Below are 25,331 nucleotides of genomic sequence, written 5' to 3' on the forward strand. Positions count from 1 at the left end.
CCCTATCCCTTCGACAGCCGGTGTCGGATCCGCGGGTCCCACCAGGCCAGCGCGAGGTCGCTGAGCATCGTGCCGATCACCGTCAGCGCGCTGAGGATCAGGACGAAACTGCCGACCAGGTACATGTCCTGGCTCTTCACCGCGCCGAGCAGCAGCGGGCCGCTGGTCGGCAGGCTCATCACGACCGACACGATCGTCTCGCCGCTGATCAGGCCGGGCAGCAGCCAGCCGACCGTGCTGAAGAACGGGCTGAGCGACATCCGGACCGGGTACTTGAGCAGCAGCTTCCACTCCGGCAACCCCTTGGCCCGCGCGGTCGCGACGTACGGCTTGTGCAGCTCGTCGAGCAGGTTGGCCCGGGTGATCCGGATCAGCCCGGCCGTGCCGGCCACGCCGACGACCACGATCGGCACCCAGAGGTGGGATATCAGGTCGATCAGCTTGCCCAGGTTCCAGGCGGCGTCGGCGTACTCGGGTGAGAACAGCCCGCCGACGCTCTGGCCGAAGTACCGGAACCCGATCCACATCATCACCAGCGCGAGCATGAACTCCGGCACCGCCATCCCGATGAAGCCGAGGAAGGAGGCGACGTAGTCACCGGGCGAGTACTGCCGCAGCGCGCTGTAGATGCCGATCGGGAACGCGATCGCCCAGACGAACAGCAGGCTGCCGATCGACAGGAAGATCGAGAGCATGACCCGGTTGCCGATCAGGCTGGACACCGACTGGTTCCAGGCGAACGACTGGCCGAGGTCGCCGTGCAGGACCACCCCGGAGATCCAGGTCCAGTACTGCACGATGAACGGCTTGTCGAGGCCGTAGTGCCGTTTCAGCTCGGCGATCTGCGAGTCCGGGATGTCCTGGCCGCGGGCCTCGGCGTTCGCGATGACGGTGGTGGTGTAGTCGCCCGGCGGCAGCTTGATGACGACGAAGGTGACGAACGAGATCGCCGCCAGCGTCACCACCATCCAGAGCAGCCGCCGGGCGAGGTAGCGCAGCATCTATTGGCCGATCGCGAACTGCTCGGGGTGGACGATGCCGGGGGCAACGGCCTCGATCATCTTGTCCGGCACGTTGTGGAAGTCGTTCTTCGCGATGCCGTAGGTGTTCGGGACGCTGCTCAGGCCGATGTAGTAGAACTGGTCGGCCGCGATCTGCAGGATCTGCTTGCCGAGGTCGAGCGTCTTCGCCGGGTCCGGCTCCTGCCGGCCCTGGGTGAACAGCTCGAGCTGCTTCTTGACCTCGGCCGGCGGCTCGACACCTTCTTCGCCGTCGGACTGGTACCACTGCGCCCAGCCGATGCCGTACCGCGCGCTGCCGTCGTTGGTCGGCACCCAGTAGTGGTCACCACCGGTTCCGGTCGGCAGCACGAAGGTGCCACCGGTCCAGGTGCCGGCGTCGTGGTCGTTGGCCTTGACCCGCTCCTTGGCGAGGTCCTCGCTGACCGCCTGGGTCCGCAGCTCGACGCCGACCGCACGCCAGCGCTTCTTCACGAACTCGATCGCCTCGACGTGGTCCGGGAAGGACTCGCTGACCAGCACGGTGACCGACACCGGCTTGCCGTCCGCGCCCAGCCGGCGGCCGTCGGCCGCCTTCTTCAGCCCGGCCTTGTCCAGGTGCTCGTTGGCCTTCGCCTCGTCGAACTCCAGGTACTGCGTGGCGAGCTGCTCGTTGTAGTACGGCGAGTCCTTCGGCGGAGCGCAGTTCCACGGCTCACCCTGGCCGGCGTACACCGCGTCGATGATCTCCTTGCGGTTGATCGCGTACGACAGGCCGATCCGGAAGTCCTTGTTCGCGAACAGCGCCCGCTTGACCGGGTTCTTGTGGGTCTGGTTGAGGCCGATGATCATCGTGTTCGTCAGCTGGGTCGGCACCTCGAAGATCCGGTAGCCGCCCTTGTCCCGGTTCTGCGCGACGACCGGCTTGTTCTGCGCGGTGCCGAAGTTGCGGTACTGCATGCCGAACTCGCCGTTCATCACCTTCAGCAGCTCGACCTGCGCGTCCTGCACGACCTCGACCCGGCAGGCGTCGATGTACGGCAGCTGCCGGCCCGCGTCGTCGACCTTCCAGTAGTACGGGTTCCGGGTCAGGGTGACCGCGGAGCCCTTGCCGAGCGGGGTGACGACCTTCCACGGCGCCAGCGTCGGCTGGTCCGGGTTCGTCCACGGGTTCTGCTTCTGCGAGAACAGGTCCGTCCAGCTGCCGACACCGGCCTTCTTCGCCAGCGCGTTCGCGTTCGGGTTGTACTTGAGGTGGAACTGCTGGAAGTAGTGCTTCGGCAGCAGCATCCCGTAGGCGCCCTCGCGCAGGAAGATGCCGTCGGCGATCTGGATGATGAGCGACGGCTGCGGCGCGGTGTAGGTGAGGGTGACGGTCCGCTCGTCGGTCTTCTCGATCTTCGCGATCTTGCCGGTGTCCGGCGAGGCGAAGGCGTCGTAGATGCCGTCCGGGTGCAGCCCGGCGTCGCACTGCACCTCGAGCAGCGTGAACAGCAGGTCGTCCGCGGTGCAGGGCTTGCCGTCGGACCACTTCAGGCCCTCGCGGAGCTTGAACGTGATCACCTTGCTCTCGGCATCGACCGTGAACTCGGCGACGTTGCCTTCCATCTCGTCGTACCCGGGCTTGCCGGTCTTGTCCGGCTTCCAGCGGACCAGGGGCTCGTACGCCAGGGCGTTCCACAGCCACTGGGTGTCCTCCTGGGTCAGCATCGCCGAGCGCCAGGTGCCGCCGAACACCGCCTTGCCGGCTAGCGGCTTGATCACCGGCGGGTTCTTCGGCAGCCGCTCGGCCAGCGGGGGCAGGGTGCCCTTGTCCACCAATGCCTTCAGCATCGGCGACTCCAGCTGATCGGCCGTCGCGGCCTGGGCGCCGGTGCCGGCGGGCTTGGTGTCGAAGAAGCTGCAGCCCGGCACAGTGGCCGCCACCAGCATCCCGAGCCCGCCCTGCAGCACCCGTCGCCGGTCGACCTTGCGTAGTTCCTGGGACATCGTCACTTTCCTCACTGCTCGACCGTGATGTTGCTGAACTGCGCGGTCCCGTAGTCCACGAGGCCGTTGTCCTCCTTGCCCCCGTCGACCGCGAAGCCGATGTAGAAGGTCCGGCTCGGCATCGCGATCCGCTCGTAGCCGAACCGGTCCCACTTGACCTTGTCGGTGGAGATGCCATCTGCAATAGCTATGAAGGCCTCGAACTCGACCTCCCTCGCCTGCGGGCGCTCCCGGCGGAGCAGCCGCAGCCAGTACTGCTTGGTGGGATCGAGGTACTCGTCCTCGGTCCACGGCCAGGGCCCGACACTCGGCGACGGGCCGTCGGTCTGGATCCGGATCGCCTGCGCCTTCATGCCGCCGTCGTCGGTGACCCCGGACACGCCGCCGTCGTCGCCGACCGTGCCGGTGCCGCCGGCCACGCCGAACCCGATGCCGCCGTACATGAACGGCGCCGCCTGGTCGAGACTGTCGCGGATCATCAGGCCGGCGGTGAGTCCGTTGGCCACCTTGGTGATCTTGTCCAGCCGGGCGGTGATCTGGGCGACCGAGCCGGCGCCGCCGACCTGGAGCCTGCGGTAGACGTAGTGGAAGTTGCTGCCGCGCCCGAGGATCCGGCCGGAGCCCTTGACCGTCAGGATCCCGCCGTCGAGGCTGCCCGAGCCCGGCACCGGCGGCTTGCCGATCGCGGCCGACGTCCAGCCCGGCGTGCCGGACTGCAGGTTGACGTGCACCGGCACCTGGGTCGACTGGGTCGCCGTGCCGTTGCGGTCGGTGGCCCGGGCGGTCAGCCAGTAGGAGCCGTCGGCAACGTTCTTCCACTCGATCCGGTACGGCGCCTCGGTCGCGGTGCCGATCAACTGGTCGCCGTTGAAGAACTCGACCATGGCCAGCTCGCCGCCCTTGTCCGCAGCGGCGGACGCCTCGACCGTGACGGTCGGCGCCGTCCGCGCCGCGACGACCTCGTTGAACGCCGGGCTGGTGATCCGCACCGTCGGGTTGCCGACCGGGTCGGGCACGATCGAGTTGAGGTAGTTCTCCAGGTAGGTGTAGCCGTTCGGCGCGATCTTCTGGGCGTCGGACGGGTCGTTGGGGTCGAGGCCATTCGCCTTCTCCCACCAGTCCGGGATGCCGTCGTGGTCGGAGTCGACCGGCGCCTCGGTCTGCGCCAGCACCGGGAAGCCGCCGACCTCCTTCTGCGAGTTGATCAGTCGGCCGGTGCCGTTGCGGGCGTCGTCGACGATCCGCGCGTCGGCGGCGTCGCGTCTCGGCAGGACGGCGCCGGCGTTCTTCAGCACGGCGTCGTACGCCTTGGCCGCGGACTGCGTCTCGAGCTCGTCGGCGAACGGCAGCGGGCGGGGCAGCTCGTTGATGCCGCCGATCGGGTACCGGATGCCGCGCCGGTTGTGCGCGGTGACGTCCGGGTGGCCTTCCACCTGGTTGCCGGAGACGTGCCACTGGCCACCGCGGTTCGCGCTCAGGATGACCGGGGCGACCTCGCCCAGCGTGCTCGGGCCGGGCTTGTAGTAGTTGCCGACGATGTTGATGCCGTTGGCCCACTCACCGCCGTACACCGAGGTGTAGCCGTGGTCGTAGACCACGTTGTTGCGGTGGTCGACCTCGAGGTTGATGTTCTCGGTGTAGCCGAACCGCGGCTGCCGGCCGCCCTGGTGGGCGATCAGGTTGTGGTGGTAGGTGTTCCGCTCGCCACCCCAGATGCCGCCGTACCCGTGCCGGTTCTTCGGGTGCGCCGACAGCGCGAGACCCTCGGCGATGATGCACCACTGGATGGTGACGTCGAAGTTCCCGTACGGCGACAGGCACTCGTCGACCGCCCAGCTGAACGAGCAGTGGTCGATGATCAGGTTCCGGATCTCCGGGCTGACCGAGCCGGGCACGTTGGTGTTGAAGGCGTCGTCGGCGGCCGCGTTGCGGTCGCCGAGCCGGAACCGCAGGTAGCGGATGACGATGTCGTGCGCACCGCCCTTGATGCTGGTGCCGCGGCCGGAGACGCAGATGCCGCCGCCGGGGGCGGTCTGGCCGGCGATCGTGAGGTTGTTGCCGGCGATCTCCAGGCCGGTCTCCAGCACGATCGTGCCGGACACCCGGAAGACCACGGTGCGGTTCGAGCCGGAGACGGCGTCCCGCAGCGAGCCGGGGCCGGAGTCGTTGAGGTTGGTGACCTCGTAGACGGTTCCGCCGCGGCCGCCGGTGGCCCACTTGCCGGCGCCCTCGGCGCCGGGGAAGGCCGGAACCTTGTCCTCCGTGGACACGGCCTTCGCGGCGTGCGCCGGAACCGTGATGCCCAGGGAGGCGGCGGCTCCGACGGCGGCGGAGGTGGCGACGAACCCGCGACGGGTCCAGCCGGTGGATGCTTCGGTCATCGTCCATGCCTCGCTTTCGGCAGGGGGGCGGCTGCTGACCGGGCCAGATTCTGAATATCTAGTCAGCTTCGAATGGAACGACGGCCTCATGGTCACGGAGGTTACGAGGCGATGTCAAGAGCATGACACCCGGTTTCCGCAATCGTTTGCAGCCGGAGACTTCCGTGGCGGCAATCGTTTGCACCGAACCCTTGCCTGCAACTCGTTTGCAGTGGTTGGCTGTCGGCCATGCCTCTTGAGTCACTCCCGCTTGGCGCTGTGCGGATCACCGGTGGGTTCTGGCGGGACCGCCAGGAGATCAACCGGAACTCGACGATCCCGGCTGCCGCGCGGCGGTTGGAAGAGGCCGGAACGTTGCGGAACCTGCGACGGGCCGCCGGGCAGGAGCCGATCGGTGACGGGTTCGCGGGGAAGCTGTTCGCCGACACCGACGTCTACAAGTGGCTCGAGGCGGTCGCGTGGGAACAGACCCGGCTCCCGTCGACCGAGCTCACCAACTGGCAGACCGCAGCGAGTGCGCTGGTCGCGTCGGCGCAGGAGCCGGACGGGTATCTCAACAGCTACGTGCGACTGGCCCTCGACGGTGAACGGTTCGGCGACCTGGAGAAAGGCCACGAGCTGTACTGCGCGGGCCATCTGCTGCAAGCGGCCGTCGCGCAGTCACGCGCGACCGGGAATCGCACGCTGCTGGAGGTCGCCACCCGGTTCGCCGATCTGCTCTGCAAGACCTTCGGGCCCGGGCGGCTCGGGGGGATCGACGGTCATCCGCTGATCGAGATGGCGTTGGTCGAGCTCTACCGGGAGACCGGCACGGCGTCGTACCTGGAGCTGGCGTCGTACTTCGTCGAGGCCCGAGGTCACGGGCTGTTGCAGCCGCCGGGACACCACGGACCGGCGTACTTCCAGGACCACCTGCCGGTGCGGGAGGTGCGGACGCTCGCCGGTCATGCGGTGCGGGCGTTGTATCTGGCCGCCGGCGCCACCGATGTCGCGGTCGAGACCGGCGACGCCGAGTTGCTGGAGGCGCTGCAGGCATCGTGGGACACGATGGTCGAGAGTCAGCTGTACCTGACCGGCGGCGCCGGGTCGCGCTGGTACGGCGAGGCCTTCGGCGACCCGTTCGAGCTGCCGCCGGATGCGGCGTACTGCGAGACCTGCGCGGCGATCGCCAGCGTGCAGTGGAGCTGGCGGCTGCTGCTCGCGACGGGTGACAGCAAGTACGCCGACCTGATCGAGCGGACGCTCTACAACGCGGTGATCTCCGGCGTCTCGTTGAGCGGCGGCGAGTTCTTCTACGTGAACACGTTGAAGGTCCGTCAGCACGCGTTCGCCGACGACCAGCGGTCCGCGGTGGCAGGACGACAGCCCTGGTTCGGTACGGCGTGCTGCCCGCCGAACGTGATGCGGACACTCTCGTCACTCGACCAGCTCGTCGCGACGTCGGACGACGACGGGGTGCAGGTGCACCTGTACGCGCCGGCGTCGGTACGAGCGGAGCTGCCCGCCGGCAAGGTCGGGTTCGAGGTGGAGACGCAGTACCCGTGGCACGGCACAGTCACGGTCCGGGTGACCGAGTCACCTGATGAGCCGTGGACGCTGGGGCTGCGGATTCCGGCGTGGGCTGAAGGTGCAGTGATCACGGTGAATGGTGCTGAGGGACCGTTGCGGCGCCGGTGGTCTGTGGGCGACGAGGTGGTGCTCGAGCTGCCGGTGGAGGCACGTCGTACGGTGCCGGACGATCGGATCGACTCGGTGCGGGGTTGTGTGGCGATCGAGCGCGGGCCGTTGGTGTACTGCTTCGAGCAGCTCGACCAGGACGTCGTACTGGATGAGACGGCTGTGCTGGCTGGGGAGCTGGTCGAGCAGGAGCGGCCGGAGTTGCTCGGTGGGGTGACTACCGTCGAGGTGCCGGCGCGAGGCGGGACGTTGACAGCAATCCCCTACTACGCGTGGGCGAATCGGGACGTCGGTCCGATGACCGTGTGGATCGATGCCCGTTAGGTTAGTCCGCGGCCAGGCGTTCGGCGACCGTGCGGTCGGTGATGAGGACGTCGACCCAGCGTCCGAGGAGCGCTGCGCGGATGGCGGCGTACTTGCGCATGCCGCCCGCGACGCCGACGCTGCGGACGTCGTCGCTGCGCACCTGAGCTGCCGACAGCCCGAGCACGCGCTGGTCGAACTCGGACCGGATCGGTTTGCCCTCGTCGTCGAAAAACCGCAGGCAGATGTCGCCGACCGCGCCCTGGTCCTGCAGCACCTTCTGCTCCTCGGGGGTCATTGCGTTACCGCTCTCCCGGAGCAGTGGCGACGGCTCCAAGCTGCCGATCCCGACCAGCAGCAGGGTCAGCCGGGACCATGCCTCCATCACCTCGCTGACCACCGGGTCCTTCACCAGGGTCCGCTTCGCGCTCACGCTGCCGACCAGACCCGGCACCGGCAGCAGCACCGGTGCGGCGCCGGTGAGGTCGGCCAGCCGGCCGATCAGCCGGGCGGCGCGTGCCTGGGCGGCCGGGTTGCCGACGCCGCCGAGCACCTGCACGACCTCCTCGGCGACCTGCGTCGGCCGCGGTGTCATCGACTCGACGGTCGCGAGCAGCGTGGAGCTCCACGACGAGATGCCGATCCGGTCACCGCCGGTGAGGGTGGTCTCCAGGTACACCGCGGCTGCCGCGCCCAGCGCCGGGATGATGTGCGCGTCGTCCTCACCGCTGGCGTCGACCACGATCACCTCGCGAAGTCCGTACCGCTGCTCGACCGCGTCCTCCAGCTCGGTGTGCACGCCGCCCGGCGGGATGACGACCGTACGCACGATGCCCGCCACCACGGCCTGCTTCAGCAACCGGGACACCCGCGGCTGCGAGATGTGCAGCTGCGCGGCGATCTGCGGCTGGCGGACACCCTGCTCGTGGTAGAGCTTCGCGACCTTGGTCAGCAGCCGCAGGTGATCCGCCGACGGCTGCCGCCGGCCGACCGGTCGCGGCCCCTGTCCCGCACTCGCCGTCGTCATGCTCAGCATGCTAACTGCATCGGAAGGATGTAATGACGTACTACGAAGACCCTGGGCCCGGGTACGGCGTGCTGCCGGCGCGGGCTGCTGTGCGTTCCGACGTACCGTCGATCTGCCTGAACGGGACCTGGCGGTTCCGCTACGCGGAGTCGGTGGGCGAGGCCGGGTTCGAGCGGCCGGACTTCGACGACTCGGGCTGGGACTCGATCCCGGTGCCGTCGAGCTGGCCGATGCACGGGTACGGGCGGCCGATCTACACCAACCAGCCGTACCCGTTCCCGGTCGATCCGCCGTACGTGCCGGACGAGAACGGGACCGGGGACTACCGGCTGGAGTTCGACGCGCCGTGGGACGGGCCTGCGGTACTGCGGTTCGAGGGGGTCGACTCGTGTGCGCGGGTATGGCTGAACGGCGTGGAGCTCGGGGTGACGCGCGGGAGCCGGCTGCCGAGTGAGTTCGATGTGAGTTCGGTACTGCGGGTCGGACCGAACGTGCTGGCGGTGCGGGTGCATCAGTGGTCGTCGGGGAGCTACCTCGAGGACCAGGACATGTGGTGGCTGCCGGGAATCTTCCGGGATGTGACACTGCTGGCGCGTCGGTCGGTGACCGACGTGTTCGTGCATGCGGACTACGACCACCGGACCGGCGCTGGGACGTTGCTGGTCGAGTCCGTGCCCGGTGCTGTGGTGCGGGTGCCGTCGCTGGGGCTCGAGTTCGCTGCTGGTGAGTCGGTGACGGTGGCTGACGTGGAGCCGTGGTCGGCGGAGATGCCGCGGTTGTACGACGCTGTGGTCGAGACGCCGGATGAGCGTGTCTCGCTGCGGATCGGGTTCCGGACGGTGGCGATCGTGGACGGGGTGCTGACGGTCAACGGGCGGCGCGTGCTGTTCCACGGGGTGAACCGGCACGAGCACGATCCCGTGCTGGGTCGCGTCGTACCGGAGCATCGGTTGCGGCAGGAGCTGCTGGTGATGAAGCAGCACAACCTCAACGCGATCCGGACGAGCCACTACCCGCCGGACACGCGGTTGCTGCAGTTGTGCGACGAGCTCGGGTTCTGGGTGATGGACGAGTGCGACTACGAGACGCACGGGTTCTTCCTGCTGGGGTGGCGGGGGAATCCGGCCGACGATCCGTCGTTCGAGGCCGCGTCGGTGGATCGGATGCGGCGGCTGGTGGAGCGGGACAAGAACCACCCGTCGGTGATCATGTGGTCGCTCGGGAACGAGGCAGGTGTCGGGCGGAACCTGACCGCGATGGCGGCGTGGACGCGGGACCGGGACCCGTCGCGGCCACTGCACTACGAGGGTGATCTCAGCTGTGCCGACGTCGATGTCTACAGCCGGATGTACGCCTCGCACGCGGAGGTGGAGGCGATCGGGAAGCGGGCCGAGAAGCCGCTGGATGATCCGCGGCTGGACGCGCGGCGGCGGGCGATGCCGTTCGTCCTGTGCGAGTACTCCCATGCCGGGGGCAACGGTCCCGGCGGGATACCGGAGTACGAGGAGCTCTTCCACCGCTACGAACGCTGCCAGGGCGGCTTCCTCTGGGAGTGGATGGACCACGGCATCCTGCGGCCCGACGGGAGTTATGCGTACGGCGGCGACTTCGGCGAAGAGCTGCACGACGGCAACTACGTCCTCGACGGCCTGGTCTTCCCCGACCTGACGCCCAAGCCGGCCCTCCTCGAGGCCCGCAAGGCTTTTGAACCTCTCCACTTGCGCGTCTCCGAGAACGTCCTCCACCTCACGAACCGGTACGACGTCGCAGACACCAGCCACCTGTCCCTGCACTGGGAACTGACCGACGAGGGCGAGCCAGTCGCCCGCGGGACGCTGGACATGCCGGTCATCGCCTCCGGAGCCGAGGCAACCGTGGCACTACCCGACCTCCCCACCCCCCTCCAGAACCGCGAACGCTGGCTGACAGTCCGAGCCGTACTACGTGACAACACCCCACGGGCTTCTGCAGGCCACGAAGTAGCCTCCACCCAGACCCAAGTCGCCCCCGCCAGTGCGCCGACCTCCTCTTCTACTCCCGCCGTTCGGCCGGGACGGCCGGACGGTGAGGGGATCTCGTTGGGGCCGGCGGTCTTCTGCGCGCGGAGTGGGCGGCTGGTTCGGTTGGAGGGTTGGGACGTGGAGCATGTGCCGTTGGAGTTGTGGCGGGCGCCTACCCAGCACGACGCGCGGACTTGGGATGCGACCACCTTGGACCGAAAGACCCGATGGGCGAACGCCGGGCTGCATCGGCTGCGGTATCGGACCGTGGCGGTGGAGGTCGAAGGGGACGAGTTGGTGGTGCGGACGATGGTCGGCGCGGCCGCGACCGATGCCCGGGTGCTGACGACCTACCGGTGGACCTCCGACGGCAAGCGGCTGGCAGCCGACGTCGAGGCCGAGCCAGTGGGTGAGTGGACAGTCCCGTGGGCTCGCGTCGGGCTGACGCTCGGGCTGCCGCCGGGGTTCAGAGAGATCACATGGTTCGGGTTGGGCCCGGGACAGGCCTATCCGGACGCACGGGCAGCGGCGAGGGTCGGGCGATACTCGGCGACCATCGAAGAGCTGCAGGTGCCGTTCATCTACCCACAGGAGAACGGCGCGCGGGCCGACGTGCGCTGGGCCGAGCTGTCGGGGACGGCAGGAAGACTCAGGCTGACCGGAGACCCGCACCTGGGTCTGACGGTACGACGCTGGACCATGACCGACCTGGCCGCCGCCAATCACCGAGAAGACCTCACGCCAAGCGACCGCGTCTGGGTGACTCTGGACGCGCTGCAGCACGGGCTAGGCAGTCCGACGAGCGGCGCACCGATCCTCCCGCCGCACGATCTCCAGCCCCGAGCCCACCGCTTCAGCTTCAGTTTGGGAACGTGAGCCAGGTGCCGGCCAGCGGCTGCTGGCCGATGCCCGGCTTCGAGTAGTCGCAGACACCACCCGGGAAGATCCGCACCAACCGGTTCCACTGGGCGTCGGTGAAGCCGGGGTACTCGCCGCGTTCCGGAGCACGCAGCCGGCACTTGATCACATCCGCGGCGACCCCGGCTCCCGCGACCTCCCGCGGGAACGACGCCGACGGGAACAACTGCTCACACCGGGACGCAGGATCCCGGTCCAACGGCTGCGCGATGAACCCGGACGGTCCCCTGCAGCCCTCCACCAGCAACGTCGGTCGCGCAGCCTCGATCTTCTCCAGCCGCGGCCGGGACGAGTCGTCGGCCGCCAGCGTGGTCAGCCACTCGTCCAGCGAGTCGACCGCGTGCTGCAGCAGCGGGCTCGCCGTACTGAACGGCCCGTACCGAGCGTCCTCCAGCAGGCTCACCTGGTTGGCCGACGTCCCGTTCGCCTTCTCCAGCCGCGCCCGCATCGAGAAGGTGTGGTAGCGGACGTGGATGTCTCCGTAGGCCTGGTCGTCGAAGTACGCGCGGTAGTCGATGATCGGCACGTCGGCCAGCCCTCCCCCGCCGCTGGTCAGCCGCCCGGTCCGGTACGCCGTACGCACCGCCTGCGGATCCGCCACCGTCCGGGCCGGCACCAGGTTGGCGTCGGCGTCGAACCCGCCGACGTACTCGTTCAGGTCGAGGAACTGCGCGGCCGTGATCACCCCGGACCGCAGCACCCCGAGCCCGTACTGCACGCCGACGTTGTCCAGCGGTCGCCGCGCGAAGCCGGTCGCCGGGTCGGCGCCGTACGCGTTGATCGCGTGGTCGAACACGTCGCACCGCACGCCGCGCGGGTGGGTCTCCGGGTCGTAGCGCTCGGCGGCCGGGACGATGTCGCAGTTTCGCCGCGGGTCGATCCGCCCGGCGCTGACCGCCATGCTCGGCAGCGTCGCGTACGTCGCGAACCCGGCCACCTGCCGCTTCTGCTCCTGCGTCCAGGCGGCGTTCGACCGCGAGGTGAAGTAGGAGTCCAGCAGCCACGCGTCGCTGATGAACGTCACAGTGCCGAACCCGACGTCCGGGAACGAGCAGCCGGCGATGATGCCGTCGAAGATGCCCGGGTAGTTGTCGGTGATCTGGTGCGCCTGGTACGAGCCGCCCGAGCAGCCGAAGCCGACGGTGTACTCCGGCCGCCCGTAGTGCTCGACAAAGAGCTCCTTCGTCATCATCGCCGACTCAGCAGCGGTCAGGTCGTTGCAGTTCTGGCCGAAGACGTTCAGCGACGACGACATCAGCGCGTACCCACGGCCGAGCAGGAAGGCGTCGGTCACCCCGCCGGTCGTGCTGCCCGAGCGGTACCACCCGCCCGCGCAGCCGCCGCCGAGGGTGAAGATCGCCCGCCCGTTCCAGCCCGCCGTACGCCTGGTCGGCCGCGGCTTCGGCTCGCGCAGCGGGTCGTGCAGCATACTGGTCTGGACCACCGCCCGGTTGGCGCTGCCGGTCTCCATCCGGACGATGAACGGCGCGTTCGCGTCCGTGCGCCCAAGATCGGCCGGGTACGACGTCGCGCCAGCCGGCCATGTGGCCCACGCACCCGCCGTCGTCCGGTAGAAGTAGTCCACCCGCGGCTTGATCGTGCAGTCGGCGTCGAGCGCCTCGCCGAGCGTGCCGCCGACCACCGGGACGGTGAACTTCGCGGTCTCGCAGACGAACGGTTGCTGGTGCGGACCGGAGAACACCGGCCCTTGCCGCGGGTGGTTGCGGACGTCGAGGGTGGTTCGCTCGTCGCCGGCCTGGGCCCTGAGGGTGTTCGCGCCCAGGCGCATGCCCCCGACCAGACCGGTCAGACCGTGCTCGTCGGCGGTGAACGCCGAGGTCACGTCGTTGCCGTTCAGCGTCACCTGCACCCGGTCGGCGCCGCGGGGCACGTCGACGTGCACGAGCGCGTCACCTCCGGTCACCTTGTCCGGGCGTCCGGAGAGCACCTCCAGCTTGAGCTGCCGGGTCGCGGTGGCCGGAACCGCGGGAATGAGCAGGAGGACAACGAGGACGCCGGCGAGCAGACCGACGGCTCGGGTGCGATCGACCTGGCTCACGGGCCAAACGTACCCAGCTTCGGCGTCAGAACCGGGGTCCTGCCGGAGTGCCGCGGGCAGACCGGTGCAAACGTCAGTGGTAGGTCTGGCTGCTGGGTGGCGCGGACTCCATCCAGGCGAGGACGCCGGTCAGGGCTTCCTCGGTCATCGCGAAGTGGACCGTGCGGTCGTGCAGCTTCGCATCGACGATGACGTGGCCGGCGTACGTCACGAGGGGCTCGTTGCCCATCGGGCGCCGGGTGGTGACACCTTCCAGCTGGCGGCGGTTGACGACGAGCTTCGGCCACCAGGCGAGGCTGAAGACGCGGAACCACTGCAGGTCGTCGCCGACGTACCGGGCCAGGCCGAGCGCCCAGCCGCGGCCGTGCTCCTTCTCGGCCAGCTGCAGGCTGCAATCGAACGTGCCGCCGTCCCTGGACAACCAGCGACGACGGCACGCGAAAGCGATGACCAGCAGTACGGCGGCAAGCAGACAGACCCCGACGACATCGAGGACTATCCGCATACCTTGCGACCCCATTTCCGGTGCCCGAACTCGGTACTGCCCCGGGCACCCCGGAGAACCGTACTGTCAGTGACGATATTCGATTTCTCCGATTATGGCAGGTACGTTCAATCCACCTTCTCGGCGGCCCGCACCCTTGCCTCGGCGAGGCGGAGGTCTTCCTGGGCGCCCTCGGTGTCGCTACCGGTGGCCAGGGCCCGCTCCAGGTCGCGGCGGGCCTCCTCCAGGTCGATGTCGTGCCCCATCTCGGCGTTCTCGGCCAGGATGGAGACCCGGTCGTTCGCCACCGAGATGAAGCCGTCCGGCGCGGCCGCGACGAAGTACTCGTCGTCTACGGTCCGCACCTGGACGGTGCCACCCTGCAGCAGGCCCAGCAGCGGCGCGTGGCCGGGCAGGATACCGACGTCGCCGTCCGTGGTCCGGGCGATGACGATCTTGGCCTGGCCCTGCCACACCGTCCGCTCGGCCGCGACCAGCGCGACCTCGAGGTGCTTGGCAGAATCGTCGGCCATCTCAGTTGTCCTTCTGCAGCTCGGCCCACTTGCGCTCGACGTCCTCGAGCGAACCGACGTTGAAGAACGCCTGCTCGGCGATGTGGTCGCACTCGCCTTCGGTGATCTTCTTGAAGGACTCGATGGTGTCCTTCAGCGGCACGGTGGAGCCCGCGATGTTGGTGAACTTCTCCGCCATGTAGGTGTTCTGGGAGAGGAACTGCTCGATCCGGCGCGCGCGGGCGACGGTGATCTTGTCCTCTTCCGAGAGCTCGTCCACACCGAGGATGGCGATGATGTCCTGCAGCTCCTTGTTCTTCTGCAGGATCTGCTTCACCCGGACGGCCACGTCGTAGTGCTCCTGGCCGATGTACTGCGGGTCGAGGATCCGCGACGTGGAGGTCAGCGGGTCGACGGCCGGGTACAGACCACGCGACGCGATGTCGCGGGAGAGCTCGGTGGTCGCGTCGAGGTGGGCGAAGGTGGTCGCCGGCGCCGGGTCGGTGTAGTCGTCCGCGGGCACGTAGATCGCCTGCATCGAGGTGATCGAGTGACCCCGGGTCGAGGTGATCCGCTCCTGCAGCACACCCATCTCGTCGGCCAGGTTCGGCTGGTAACCGACCGCGCTCGGCATCCGGCCGAGCAGCGTGGAGACCTCGGAACCGGCCTGGGTGAACCGGAAGATGTTGTCGATGAACAGCAGCACGTCCTGCTGCTTCACGTCGCGGAAGTACTCCGCCATCGTCAGCGCCGACAGCGCGACCCGCAGGCGCGTGCCCGGCGGCTCGTCCATCTGGCCGAACACCAGCGCGGTGTCCTTGAAGACGCCGGCCTCTTCCATCTCGTTGATGAGGTCGTTGCCCTCACGGGTCCGCTCCCCCACCCCGGCGAACACCGAGGTGCCACCGAAGTTGTGGGCGATCCGGTAGATCATCTCCTGGATCATGACGGTCTTGCCGACACCCGCACCGCCGAACAGGCCGATCTTGCCGCCCTGCACGTACGGCGTCAGCAGGTCGAGCACCTTGATGCCGGTCTCCAGCATCTCGGTCTTCGACTCGAGCTGGTCGAACGACGGCGCCTTGCGGTGGATCGGCCAGCGCTCGGTGATCTCGAACTCGGACTCGTCCTGGTTCAGGCACTTGCCGGTGACGTTCCAGACCCGGCCCTTGGTGACGTCGCCCACCGGGACCGAGATCGCGGAGCCGGTGTCGCGCACCTCGGCGCCGCGGACCAGGCCGTCGGTCGGCTTCATCGAGATGGCCCGGACGATGTTGTCACCGACGTGCAGGGCCACCTCGAGGGTGATGGTCTGGGTCGCGCCGCCGATGGTCAGGTCGACCTCGAGCGCGTTGTAGATGTCGGGCATCGCGTCAGCCGCGAACTCGACGTCGACGACCGGGCCGATCACCCGGGCGACGCGACCGACACCCGCGGCGCCGGCCTCGTTGTTCTTCTCGGTAACCGTGGCAGTCATCTCTCTCACTCGCTCCCGGCGGTCGCGTCGGCCAGCGCGCTGGCGCCACCGACGATCTCGCTGATTTCCTGGGTAATTTGGGCCTGGCGGGCCTGGTTCAGGTCCCGCGTCAGCTTCTCGATCAGGTCCTGCGCGTTGTCCGTCGCCGACTTCATCGCGCGCTGCCGGTTGGCCAGCTCGGAAGCGGCCGCCTGCAGCATGCAGTAGTGGATCCGGCTGGCGACGTACTTGGGCAGCAGCGCGTCCAGCACGTCCTCGGCGGACGGCTCGAACTCGTACAGCGGCAGGACGTCGTCGGCCGCGGGGGCCTCCTGGCCCTCCACGACCTCCAGCGGCAGCAGCCGGATCACGTCGGTGCGCTGGGTCAGCATGGACACGAACCGGGTGAAGACGATGTGGATCTCGTCCACGCCGCCCTCTTCGGTCGGGGTCAGGAAGGCCTCGATCAGCGCGTCGGCGATCTCCCGGGCCCGGGCGAAGCTCGGGTTGTCGGAGTCACCGGTCCACGACTGCGCGATCTCGCGCTGACGGAAGGTGTAGTACGCGAGGCCCTTGCGGCCGCTGATGTACGGGACGATCTCCTTCTCGTCCTCGCGCAGCAGCGTGTTCAGCCGCTCACCCTCGCGGATCACGTTGGACGAGTAGGCGCCGGCCTGGCCGCGGTCGGAGGTGATCAGCAGCACCGCCGCCCGCCGCGGGTTCGGCTTCTCGGTGGTCAGCGGGTGGTCGACGTTCGAGAACGTCGCCACCGCCGACACGGCACGGGTGAGCTCACGCGCGTACGGACCGGCCGCCTGGGCGCGCTGCTGCGCCTTGACGATCCGGGACGCCGCGATGAGCTCCATCGCGCGGGTGAGCTTCTTGATCGTCGAGACCGAGGCCTTACGCTCGCGAAGCTCCCGCAGACTGGCTGGCACGGTCGATCAGCCCCGCTTCTGCCGGACGATCTGCTCCTGCTCGACGTCCTCTTCGTCCATCGCCTCGGCCGGCGCCTCGCTGCCGACCAGCAGCTGGCCGTCGGAGGTCTGGAAGGTCGGCTTGAACGCGTCCAGCGCCTCGGTCACGGCCGCGGCCGCGTCGTCGTCGAACTGGCCGGACTCACGGACGGAGTCGAGCACCTTGCTCTCCCGCCGCAGGTAGTCGAGGAAGTCACGCTCGAAGCGGAGCACGTCGTTGGTCGGGACGTCGTCGAACTTGCCCGTCGTGCCGGCCCAGATGGAGACCGTCTGCTCCTCCACCGGGTACGGCGAGTACTGCGGCTGACGGAGCAGCTCCACCAGCCGCTGACCGCGGTCGAGCTGGCGGCGCGAGGTGGCGTCGAGGTCGGAGGCGAACATCGCGAACGCCTCCATCGCGCGGAACTGGGCCAGGTCCAGCTTCAGCGAGCCGGAGACCTTCTTCATGCCCTTGACCTGCGCGGCGCCGCCGACCCGGGACACCGAGATACCGACGTCGATGGCGGGGCGGATGTTGGCGTTGAACAGGTCCGACTGCAGGAAGATCTGGCCGTCGGTGATCGAGATGACGTTGGTCGGGATGAAGGCCGACACGTCGTTCGCCTTGGTCTCGATGACCGGCAGACCCGTCATCGAACCGCCGCCGAGCTCGTCGGACAGCTTCGCGCAACGCTCCAGCAGGCGGCTGTGCAGGTAGAAGACGTCACCCGGGTACGCCTCGCGGCCCGGCGGGCGGCGCAGCAGCAGCGACATCGCGCGGTACGCCTCGGCCTGCTTGCTCAGGTCGTCGAACACGATCAGCACGTGCTTGCCCTGGTACATCCAGTGCTGGCCGATGGCCGAGCCGGTGTACGGCGCGACGTACTTGAAGCCGGCCGGGTCGGAAGCCGGGGAGGCGACGATGGTGGTGTACTCCATCGCGCCGGCCTCTTCCAGCGCGCCGCGGACGGCGGCGATGGTCGAGCCCTTCTGGCCGATCGCGACGTAGATGCAGCGGACCTGCTTCGTCGGGTCGCCCGACTCCCAGTTCGACTTCTGGTTGATGATCGTGTCGATCGCGATCGCGGTCTTGCCGGTCTTGCGGTCGCCGATGATCAGCTGCCGCTGGCCGCGGCCGATCGGGATCATGCCGTCGATCGCCTTGATACCGGTCTGCAGCGGCTCGCGGACCTCCTGGCGGTCCATCACGCCGGCCGCCTGGAGCTCGAGCGCCCGGGAGCCCTCGAGGTCCTTGATCTCGCCCAGGCCGTCGATCGGCTTGCCCATCGGGTCGATGGTGCGGCCGAGGTAGCCCTCGCCGACCGGCACCGACAGGACCTGCCCGGTCCGGCGGACCTGCTGGCCCTCCTCGATCCCGTCGAACTCACCGAGCACGACGACACCGATGTCGCGGACGTCGAGGTTCAGCGCGATGCCCTGGGTGCCGTCCTCGAACTCGAGCAGCTCGTTCGTCATCGCCGAGGGCAGGCCCTCGACGTGCGCGATACCGTCACCGGCGTCGACAACCGTGCCGACCTCTTCCCGGCTGGTTTCGGCCGGTTGGTAGGTGTTGACGAACTGATCCAGGGCGTCCCGGATCTCCTCCGGCCTGATCGTGAGCTCAGCCATTGTGTTTCCTGCTTCCTTTGACCCTTGCTGGCCTGTTGTGGCTCTAAAGGCGTTCCGACCCCTAGCGCCGCTTATGTCGTTAAGAGCCGTCAGCCCGCGATGCGCCGTTGCGCCTCGTCGAGCCTGGCCGCGATGGTTCCGTCGATCACTTCGTCGCCGATGTCCACCCGGACGCCGCCGACCACGTCGGGGTCGACGATCACGTTCAGCTGGATCTCCCGGCCGTACTGCCGGCCGAGCGCCTCGGCCAGCCGGGTGCGGTCGGCCTCGGTCAGGTCGGTGGCGACCCGCACGGTGGCGATGCTGGCGTTGCGCCGGGCCGCCGCAGCGACCTGGAACGACCGCAGCGAGGCGGCGAAGCTGCGGCCCCGCCCGTCCACCGCGCGCTCGGCCAGCCGCACCGTGGTGGCGTCGGCCTTGCTCTGCAGCAGGCCGCGGATCAGCTCCTGCCGTGGCGCCAGCGGGATGTTGCGGTCGCTCAGCTTGTCGCTGAGGGCCCGCTCCACCGCGACCACGCGCTCCAGCCGGAACAGCTCGTCCTCGACGTCGTCCAGCTTGCGCCGGTTGTCGGCGGACGCCATCTCGGCCTCGACGCTGATCAGGTCGAGCGCGTCACCGAGGTCACGGCTGGAGACCCAGCGGCCGGCCACCGCGGCGGTCAGGATCTCCAGCGCCTGGGCGGAGATCTTGCCGCTGAACAGCTGCTGGACCAGGCCGGTCTTCGCGTCCGCCGGGCGGGCCGGGTCGGTCAGGGCGCGCCGGAGCGCGCCGTTGCCGTCCAGCACCTTGGCGACCGAGAACAGCTCGGTGCCCAGGTCGTCGGAGACGGTGACACCCGCCAGGGCCTCCTCGGCCCGGGCGAGTGATTCCTGCGACGCGCCGCGCATCAGCCGTCCGTTCCGACGGCCTGACGTGCGGACTCCGACGCCTCCAGGTCGGCCAGGAAGCGCTCGACCGTACGGCGCTGGCGCGCCTCGTCCTCGAGCGACTCACCGACGATCCGGCCGGCCAGGGTGGTGGCCATGTGGCCGACCTCGCTGCGCAGCGAGGCGACCGCCTGGGCCCGCTCGGCGTCGATTTGGGTCCGGGCGTGGGTCACGATGCGCTCGGCCTCGGCGTTGGCCTGCTCACGCATCTCCGCAATGATCTGCGCACCCTGCTCACGCGCGTCCTCACGGATCTTCGCAGCCTCCTGGCGGGCCCCCGCCAGCTGCTCGTTGTACTTCTCCAGGGCGGCCTTCGCCTCGGCCTGGGCCTGCTTGGCCTCGTTCATCCCGCCTTCGATCGCCTGCGTCCGCTCGGCGTAAGCCTTCTCGAACTTGGGAACGACGACCTTGGCGAAGGCGATGGCCAGCAGGACCAGGAAGACGAAGCCGAAGATGATCTCAGCGGTGTGCGGCATCAGCGGGCTGGGGCCCTCGGCCGCAGCCTCCGTGAGCGGGAGCACTAACGTCGTCATGTCTGGGTCCTGTCAGTCAGGGGAACGGGTCAGCCGCGGAAGACGAAGGCGAGGGCGATACCGATGATCGCCAGAACCTCGGTCACACCGAAGCCGATCCAGGCGATCGACTGCAGCTTGCTCTGAGCCTCGGGCTGCCGCGCCGTGCCGTTGATCACGGCGGCGAAGATCAGACCGACGCCAACGCCCGGGCCGATCGCGGCGAGGCCGTAGCCCAGAACAGCGATGTCACCGGTGATTTGCAGAGCGATGTTGCTCATTGCGGTGTGTTCCTTTCGGTACGGATAGGGGCTATCCGGGTTTCCGTTACTACGGGTCTATGGGTACTGCGTTCGGGTGGTGCGGATCAGTGCTCTTCGGCGATCGCACTGCCGATGTACTGCGCGGTCAGCACGACGAAGATGTAGGCCTGGATGCACTGGACGAACAGCTCCAGCCCGGCGATCGCCAAGCCCATCAGCAAGGTGATGACACCGACACCTGCCAGCGCGATGCTGCCCGAGTGCAGCAGCATGTACTCGCCGCCGAGCACGAACACCAGCAGCAGGATGTGGCCGGCGAACATGTTGGCGAACAACCGCAGGCTCAGCGAGATCGGCCGCACCAGGATGTTCGAGATGAACTCGATCGGGATCATGAGCGGCATCAGCCACATCGGGACACCGGCCGGCATCGTCTGCAGCTTGAAGTAGCCCAGCACACCGTGCTTGCGGATGCCGGCGCCGTTGTAGATCACCCAGGTCATGATCGCGGCGACGTACGCCCAGCCGACGTGGCTGAAGGTCGGGAACTGGACGCCGGGCACCGACGCGGCCACGTTGTTCAGCAGGATGAAGAAGAACAGGCCGCACAGGTACGGCACGTACTTCATGTACTCGGCGCTGCCGATGGCGTCGCGGGCGATCGAGTTGCGGACGAAGTTGTACCCGAGTTCACCGGCGAACTGCAGCTTGCTCGGCACCACCGCGGCCTTGCGTGACGCACCCCAGAAGAACCAGACGATGACGACCACCGTCAGCGCGGCGACCAGCACCGGCTTGGTGAACCACTCGACACCCGAGAAGATGGGCGGAAGGTTGAAGTCTTCTGGACCGGGTGGGTTGAACTCGGTCGAAACGCCGGCGATCACCGGGTCTCCTCTCGCGTCGTGCTCAAGTCGGACGCCTTGTGGCAAAGGGCAGGGCGGCTCAGGGCATGGCGGTCAACAACGTCAGACCCGGCAAGGATCAGGACCGCGACCCGTACCGGAAGTGCAGCATCAGGATGGTGAGCCCGGCACCGAGGACGATGCCCACCGGGAGTAAGAACTGGGTGCCGAGCAGGCGATCCAACCCGAACCCGATGCCGCCGTACACCACGACACCGCCGATCAAGTAGGACAGGACCCGCCAGCCGTCGCCCGCGTTCGGGGGTGATGGCTTCGGATCCTGATGCTCGCTCATTGGCACCCGAAAGGTACCAGGAGGCAACAGACCCGGTCACATCGGTACCCGTTACGTGCACCACAACCGGGCGGTGCTTGATGATGAACTCACTCCGCTCGTTCATGCCGCTACCCAGGGTGCTCATGCGGTCACTTCCCCGTCCAGGTCGTAGATCGGGATCCGCAGCCGGGACCAGGCCCAGATCTCGCCGGCCATCCAGCCCATCACCACGACCAGCGCGCTGATGCCGAGCACGGTCAGATTCACGTGCGTGGCAAGGCTTTCGGAGTTCAGGGCGAGGGCCAGCAGGCCGCCGAAGATCGCGATCCGGCCGGTGTACGACGCCATCGCGACCGCGAGCTGCGTCGTCGGGGAGGTGCGCCGGGACAGGTGCAGCGCGAGCAGGCCCGCGCCGGAGAAGAGGACCACCGTCAGCAGGCCCAGGAGTGCGCCCCACAGACCCTCGATGCCGGCGGCGACGGTGGAAACGGCCGCCGCGTTCACGCCGACGACGAGCGCGGCGACCAGCGCGCCACGCAGCATTGCCAGCGCCGGGTGCCTGGTTGCCTGGCCGGCGACTTTCGGACTCTGAGCCGAGGAAGCCATCTGGTGGTTCCGTCCTGCTGGCGACCGGGTCTCGCGGCCCGGTCGTCGGGTGGGCGGGGTCAGGGGTGTCGCTGTTCTTTGCTGGTGCTTGTGAAAACTAGCACAAAGTCTGCACGGTCAGCAAAACGAGTCCCCTGCCGCTGTACAGGCACACCCTATCGCCAGGCCACCTGACCGAGTGGTCTGGTCCCGCCAAGAGCGTGCTCAGACCTTGGCGAGCGGTTTGCGGGAGCGGCGGCGGGGGAGGCCGGTGGTGAGCAGGACCGCGGTGACGGCGACGGCCAGGACGATGAGGGCGGTCCACCAGAACAGGACGAGGCCCAGCACGACAACGCCGTACGCGATCAGGGCGGTCCAGAGGTACATCAGGAGGACGGCGCGGCGGTGCGAGTGGCCGCGTTGCATGAGGCGGTGGTGCAGGTGGAGCTTGTCGGCGGCGAAGGGCGAGCGGCCGGCTTTGGTACGGCGGACGTAGGCCATCGTCAGGTCGAGCGCCGGGATCGCCAGGACCGCGATCGGGAGGATGAGCGGGAGCAGTGCGGGCAGCAGGCTGGAGCCGCCGACCTCGTAGGGCACTGCGTTCGGGTCCATCTGGCCGGTCAGGCTGATCGTCGACGCGGCCAGCATCAGGCCGATCAGCAGCGCGCCGGAGTCGCCCATGAACACCCTGGCCGGGAAGAAGTTGTGCGGCAAAAAGCCGAGACAGGCGCCGGCCAGCGCGACCGTGATCAGGGTCGAGGTCGTCGCCCGGTCGAGGTTCTGCTCGACGTTCAGCAGGTAGGAGTAGGTGAAGAACGCGGTCGCGCCGATCGCGGTCACGCCGGCCGCGAGGCCGTCCAGGCCGTCGACGAAGTTCACCGCGTTGCAGGAGACGAGCAGGATGCCGGCGGTCAGTACGGCGAGTTGCGCGGGCGGCGGCGAGACGACGCCGCCGGGCAGCGGCAGCCAGTACAACTGGATGCCCTGGACAACCATCACTCCGACCGCGAGGACCTCCCCGGCCAGCTTGGTGATCGCGTCCAGCTCGTACAGGTCGTCGACCACGCCGACGGCGCAGATCACCACGCCGCCGATCAGGATCGCCCGGGCGTCGTGGGCGACCTGCAGGCTGTCGCCGAGGAACGGCAGGCTGGAGGCGACCGCGAAGGCGGCGATCAGGCCGCCGAGGATGGAGATCCCGCCGAAGTACGGGATCGGGACCTTGTGCACGTCCCGGGCCCGGACCTTCGCGACGGCGCCGTACCGCAGTGCGATCTGCCGGGCCACCCCGGTCAGCAGGAACGTCGTGGCCATCGCCACGAACAGGACCAGCAGGTACTCGCGCACTAGTCTGCAGGCCTCACATCAGGGTCGTCCGGCTTCTTCTTGTCATTGTCGTCTTTCGACGGCGCTGCGTCCTTGGGCGCTTCGTCGTCTTTCGACGGGGCTGCGTCCTTGGGCGCTTCGTCGTCTTTCGACGGGGCTGCGTCCTTGGACGCTTCGTCGTCTTTCGACGGCTCTTCTTCCTTGGACGCTTCCAGCGGTTCTTCGGTTGGCTTCTCGCCGGAATCCTGGTCGGCTGTGACTTCAGGCACGACTGCTCGGAGCTGAGCAAGCGACAAAGCACCGAGGCGTACGACGTGGGGCGTGTCGCCGGTGATGTCGACGATGGTCGACGGCTGCCCGCCGGTCGCCGTACCGCCGTCAAGGTAGACCGCGACCGAGTCCTGCAACTGCTCCTCGGCGTCGTACACATCCAGCGCGGCCGGCTGGCCGCTGAGGTTGGCCGAGCTGACCGCGAGCGGCCCGGTCCGGGACAGCAGCTCACGGGTGTTCTCGTGGTCCGGCACCCGCAGCGCGACGGTGCCCTGGGTCTCCCCCAGGTCCCACATCAGCGACGTCTGCGCGTGGCAGATCACGGTCAGCGGCCCGGGCCAGAACTCCTGGCAGAGCTTGCGTCCCGATTCGGGGACGTCGGTGGCGAGCGCGTCCAGCGACTCGACCACCGAGATCAGCACCGGCGGTGGCATGTCGCGGCCCCGGCCCTTGGCGTCCAGCAGCCGCTGGACCGCGTCGGCCTTGAAGGCGTCCGCGGCGATCCCGTAGACGGTGTCGGTCGGAAGGACGACCAGGTCGCCGGCCTCGATGGCGTCCACGGCCGCGCGGTAGGCCGGTGCCAGCTCGTCGCCGGTGAAGTCGAAGCGCTCACTCACGCACCGAATCGTGCCACTCACCGCCCCGCCCACTCCACTCGGGCTCCCGCAGGCCCGAGTTGACAAATGATTGTCAGCTTCCCGGCACGGTCGCCCAAGACGTCCTTAGGATCCCCGACATGACTGTTTTGAATTGCCGGGCCTCCGGCGCCGGCGGGTCATGGGGCTGGAACTCCCGGCCTTCCCTCGTCCCTCCAGTCGCTTCGCTCCCTCCACTCCTCAGTCCAGGCCGGGAGGCCCCATGACCCTGTCGCGGGATTTCCTGACCGGCCTGCCGAAGGCCGAGCTCCATGTCCACCACGTCGGGTCCGCCTCGCCGCGGATCGTCGCCGAGCTCGCCGCCCGCCACCCCGAGTCGCCGGTGCCGCGGGACCCGGCCGCGCTGGCGGAGTACTTCGAGTTCGACGACTTCGCAAAGTTCATCGAGATCTACCTGACCGTCGTCGACCTGATCAAGACGCCCGACGACGTCCGGCTGCTGACCTACGAGATCGCCCGCGAGATGACCGCGCAGAACCTGCGGTACGCCGAGCTGACGGTGACGCCGTACACCTCGGTGACCCGGGGGATCGCGGCCGAGGCGTTCTGCGAGGCGATCGAGGACGCGCGGGTCGCGGCCGAGAAGGAGCTCGGCATCACGCTGCGCTGGATCTTCGACATCGCCGGTGAGGCCGGGCTGCCGGCCGCCGACGAGACGCTGCGGATCGCGACGAAGATCCGACCCGAAGGGCTGGTCGGGTTCGGTCTCGGCGGTCCGGAGATCGGCGTGCCGCGGCCGCAGTTCCAGCCGCACTTCGAGGCCGCCATCGCCGAAGGGCTGCGCAGCGTGCCGCACGCCGGCGAGACCACCGGGCCGGACACGATCTGGGACGCGGTCCGGGTGCTGAAGGCCGAGCGGATCGGCCACGGCACGTCGACCATGCAGGACCCGGCCCTGGTCGAGTACCTGGCCGAGCACCGGATCCCGCTCGAGGTCAGCCCGACGTCGAACATCGCCACCCGTGCGGTCGCGTCGTACGACGTCCACCCGCTGCGGGCGATGGTCGAGGCCGGCCTGGTCGTCACGATCAACTCCGACGACCCGCCGATGTTCGGCACCGACCTGACCAACGAGTACGCCGTCGCCGCGCAGCTGCTCGACCTGGACCAGGCCGGCGTCGGCGAGCTGGCCAAGACCGCGGTCCGCGAGTCCTTCGCCGAGGACTCGGTGAAGAGCGCGTTGATCACCGAGATCGAGGAGTACGTCGCCAAGTCATAAGCC

The 25,331-nt window shown here is 68.6% G+C and carries 21 protein-coding genes; 3 read left to right on the forward strand and 18 right to left on the reverse strand.

Features of this window, described 5'->3' with window-relative positions; genetic code table 11:
• Positions 1–2: 2 nt before the first annotated feature.
• From ACIBGM_RS30745 to ACIBGM_RS30755, 3 genes are read right to left on the reverse strand one after another with little or no spacing between them, the layout of a single operon-like run.
• Complete coding sequence (locus ACIBGM_RS30745) at positions 3–1,001, reverse strand: ABC transporter permease (protein WP_360534344.1); 999 nt, start codon at positions 999–1,001, stop codon at positions 3–5.
• Positions 1,002–3,002, reverse strand: coding sequence for an ABC transporter substrate-binding protein (locus tag ACIBGM_RS30750; protein WP_360534342.1), 2,001 nt, complete (start codon positions 3,000–3,002; stop codon positions 1,002–1,004).
• A complete protein-coding gene (locus ACIBGM_RS30755; RefSeq protein WP_396387508.1) occupies positions 2,999–5,368 on the reverse strand; it encodes an Ig-like domain-containing protein in 2,370 nt (789 codons plus the stop codon). The genes ACIBGM_RS30750 and ACIBGM_RS30755 overlap by 4 nt, the downstream gene beginning before the upstream one ends.
• A gap of 228 nt (positions 5,369–5,596) precedes the next feature.
• Between ACIBGM_RS30755 and ACIBGM_RS30760 the strand changes: the two genes are divergently transcribed.
• Positions 5,597–7,369 carry a glycoside hydrolase family 127 protein gene (locus tag ACIBGM_RS30760; RefSeq protein ID WP_396387509.1) on the forward strand — a complete coding sequence of 591 codons (1,773 nt, stop codon included), beginning with the start codon at positions 5,597–5,599 and terminating at the stop codon, positions 7,367–7,369.
• 1 nt (position 7,370) lies between these two features.
• Here the strand turns inward: ACIBGM_RS30760 and ACIBGM_RS30765 are convergent, their stop codons facing one another.
• The gene (locus ACIBGM_RS30765) at positions 7,371–8,375 is read right to left on the reverse strand and encodes a sugar-binding transcriptional regulator (RefSeq protein ID WP_360534336.1); all 1,005 of its coding nucleotides are present in this window, start codon (positions 8,373–8,375) and stop codon (positions 7,371–7,373) included.
• 32 nt (positions 8,376–8,407) lie between these two features.
• Here ACIBGM_RS30765 and ACIBGM_RS30770 point away from each other — a divergent pair, with 32 nt between their 5' ends.
• Complete coding sequence (locus tag ACIBGM_RS30770; protein ID WP_396387510.1) at positions 8,408–11,251, forward strand: glycoside hydrolase family 2 TIM barrel-domain containing protein; 2,844 nt, start codon at positions 8,408–8,410, stop codon at positions 11,249–11,251.
• Here ACIBGM_RS30770 and ACIBGM_RS30775 read toward each other — a convergent pair.
• The 14 genes from ACIBGM_RS30775 to ACIBGM_RS30840 all read right to left on the reverse strand — a co-directional run bounded on the left by ACIBGM_RS30775 (position 11,235) and on the right by ACIBGM_RS30840 (position 24,070).
• Entirely contained in the window at positions 11,235–13,352 is a 2,118-nt protein-coding gene (locus tag ACIBGM_RS30775) for a DUF6351 family protein (RefSeq protein WP_396387511.1), read from the reverse strand. The two genes, ACIBGM_RS30770 and ACIBGM_RS30775, sit on opposite strands and share 17 nt — an antisense overlap.
• Positions 13,353–13,425: 73 nt before the next feature.
• Positions 13,426–13,857: a DUF2550 domain-containing protein gene (locus tag ACIBGM_RS30780; RefSeq protein ID WP_360534330.1), complete on the reverse strand. Its 432-nt coding sequence runs from the start codon at positions 13,855–13,857 to the stop codon at positions 13,426–13,428.
• A gap of 107 nt (positions 13,858–13,964) precedes the next feature.
• A complete protein-coding gene (locus ACIBGM_RS30785) occupies positions 13,965–14,369 on the reverse strand; it encodes a F0F1 ATP synthase subunit epsilon (protein WP_360534328.1) in 405 nt (134 codons plus the stop codon).
• A gap of 1 nt (position 14,370) precedes the next feature.
• Positions 14,371–15,825: a F0F1 ATP synthase subunit beta gene (atpD, locus tag ACIBGM_RS30790; protein WP_360534326.1), complete on the reverse strand. Its 1,455-nt coding sequence runs from the start codon at positions 15,823–15,825 to the stop codon at positions 14,371–14,373.
• Between the two features lie 5 nt (positions 15,826–15,830).
• Complete coding sequence (locus ACIBGM_RS30795; RefSeq protein WP_360534324.1) at positions 15,831–16,742, reverse strand: F0F1 ATP synthase subunit gamma; 912 nt, start codon at positions 16,740–16,742, stop codon at positions 15,831–15,833.
• Positions 16,743–16,748: 6 nt separating this feature from the next.
• Positions 16,749–18,389, reverse strand: coding sequence for a F0F1 ATP synthase subunit alpha (atpA, locus tag ACIBGM_RS30800; protein WP_360534322.1), 1,641 nt, complete (start codon positions 18,387–18,389; stop codon positions 16,749–16,751).
• 89 nt (positions 18,390–18,478) lie between these two features.
• Positions 18,479–19,276: a F0F1 ATP synthase subunit delta gene (locus tag ACIBGM_RS30805; RefSeq protein ID WP_360534320.1), complete on the reverse strand. Its 798-nt coding sequence runs from the start codon at positions 19,274–19,276 to the stop codon at positions 18,479–18,481.
• Entirely contained in the window at positions 19,276–19,848 is a 573-nt protein-coding gene (locus ACIBGM_RS30810; RefSeq protein WP_360534318.1) for a F0F1 ATP synthase subunit B, read from the reverse strand. The genes ACIBGM_RS30805 and ACIBGM_RS30810 overlap by 1 nt, the downstream gene beginning before the upstream one ends.
• A gap of 29 nt (positions 19,849–19,877) precedes the next feature.
• Positions 19,878–20,108, reverse strand: a complete 231-nt coding sequence (gene atpE, locus ACIBGM_RS30815; protein WP_360534316.1) for an ATP synthase F0 subunit C — start codon at positions 20,106–20,108, stop codon at positions 19,878–19,880.
• 86 nt (positions 20,109–20,194) lie between these two features.
• Complete coding sequence (gene atpB, locus ACIBGM_RS30820; protein WP_360534314.1) at positions 20,195–20,977, reverse strand: F0F1 ATP synthase subunit A; 783 nt, start codon at positions 20,975–20,977, stop codon at positions 20,195–20,197.
• Positions 20,978–21,074: 97 nt separating this feature from the next.
• Entirely contained in the window at positions 21,075–21,290 is a 216-nt protein-coding gene (locus tag ACIBGM_RS30825) for a hypothetical protein (protein WP_360534312.1), read from the reverse strand.
• Positions 21,291–21,413: 123 nt separating this feature from the next.
• On the reverse strand, positions 21,414–21,878 hold the full coding sequence (locus tag ACIBGM_RS30830) for a hypothetical protein (protein ID WP_360534310.1): 465 nt from the start codon (positions 21,876–21,878) through the stop codon (positions 21,414–21,416).
• A 204-nt stretch (positions 21,879–22,082) separates the two neighbouring features.
• Positions 22,083–23,204, reverse strand: coding sequence for an MraY family glycosyltransferase (locus tag ACIBGM_RS30835; protein WP_360534308.1), 1,122 nt, complete (start codon positions 23,202–23,204; stop codon positions 22,083–22,085).
• Positions 23,204–24,070, reverse strand: a complete 867-nt coding sequence (locus ACIBGM_RS30840) for an L-threonylcarbamoyladenylate synthase (RefSeq protein WP_396387512.1) — start codon at positions 24,068–24,070, stop codon at positions 23,204–23,206. The genes ACIBGM_RS30835 and ACIBGM_RS30840 overlap by 1 nt, the downstream gene beginning before the upstream one ends.
• Before the next feature lie 241 nt (positions 24,071–24,311).
• On the opposite strand from ACIBGM_RS30840, the gene ACIBGM_RS30845 reads away from it, so the two are divergent.
• The gene (locus tag ACIBGM_RS30845; protein WP_360534304.1) at positions 24,312–25,328 is read left to right on the forward strand and encodes an adenosine deaminase; all 1,017 of its coding nucleotides are present in this window, start codon (positions 24,312–24,314) and stop codon (positions 25,326–25,328) included.
• Positions 25,329–25,331 lie beyond the last annotated feature (3 nt).

The sequence above is a fragment of the Kribbella sp. NPDC050470 genome, from assembly GCF_044458365.1.
In the GTDB taxonomy this organism is placed as follows: Bacteria; Actinomycetota; Actinomycetes; order Propionibacteriales; family Kribbellaceae; genus Kribbella.

Excerpts from the sequence above, each read along its gene's own strand:
- ACIBGM_RS30745 (WP_360534344.1), bottom strand. The coding sequence starts at position 1,001 with ATGCTGCGCTACCTCGCCCGGCGGCTGCTCTGGATGGTGGTGACGCTG.
- ACIBGM_RS30755 (WP_396387508.1), bottom strand. The coding sequence starts at position 5,368 with ATGACCGAAGCATCCACCGGCTGGACCCGTCGCGGGTTCGTCGCCACC.
- ACIBGM_RS30760 (WP_396387509.1), top strand. The coding sequence starts at position 5,597 with ATGCCTCTTGAGTCACTCCCGCTTGGCGCTGTGCGGATCACCGGTGGG.
- ACIBGM_RS30765 (WP_360534336.1), bottom strand. The coding sequence starts at position 8,375 with ATGACGACGGCGAGTGCGGGACAGGGGCCGCGACCGGTCGGCCGGCGG.
- ACIBGM_RS30770 (WP_396387510.1), top strand. The coding sequence starts at position 8,408 with ATGACGTACTACGAAGACCCTGGGCCCGGGTACGGCGTGCTGCCGGCG.
- ACIBGM_RS30780 (WP_360534330.1), bottom strand. The coding sequence starts at position 13,857 with ATGCGGATAGTCCTCGATGTCGTCGGGGTCTGTCTGCTTGCCGCCGTA.
- ACIBGM_RS30785 (WP_360534328.1), bottom strand. The coding sequence starts at position 14,369 with ATGGCCGACGATTCTGCCAAGCACCTCGAGGTCGCGCTGGTCGCGGCC.
- atpD (WP_360534326.1), bottom strand. The coding sequence starts at position 15,825 with ATGACTGCCACGGTTACCGAGAAGAACAACGAGGCCGGCGCCGCGGGT.
- atpA (WP_360534322.1), bottom strand. The coding sequence starts at position 18,389 with ATGGCTGAGCTCACGATCAGGCCGGAGGAGATCCGGGACGCCCTGGAT.
- ACIBGM_RS30805 (WP_360534320.1), bottom strand. The coding sequence starts at position 19,276 with ATGCGCGGCGCGTCGCAGGAATCACTCGCCCGGGCCGAGGAGGCCCTG.
- ACIBGM_RS30810 (WP_360534318.1), bottom strand. The coding sequence starts at position 19,848 with ATGACGACGTTAGTGCTCCCGCTCACGGAGGCTGCGGCCGAGGGCCCC.
- atpE (WP_360534316.1), bottom strand. The coding sequence starts at position 20,108 with ATGAGCAACATCGCTCTGCAAATCACCGGTGACATCGCTGTTCTGGGC.
- ACIBGM_RS30825 (WP_360534312.1), bottom strand. The coding sequence starts at position 21,290 with ATGAGCGAGCATCAGGATCCGAAGCCATCACCCCCGAACGCGGGCGAC.
- ACIBGM_RS30830 (WP_360534310.1), bottom strand. The coding sequence starts at position 21,878 with ATGGCTTCCTCGGCTCAGAGTCCGAAAGTCGCCGGCCAGGCAACCAGG.
- ACIBGM_RS30845 (WP_360534304.1), top strand. The coding sequence starts at position 24,312 with ATGACCCTGTCGCGGGATTTCCTGACCGGCCTGCCGAAGGCCGAGCTC.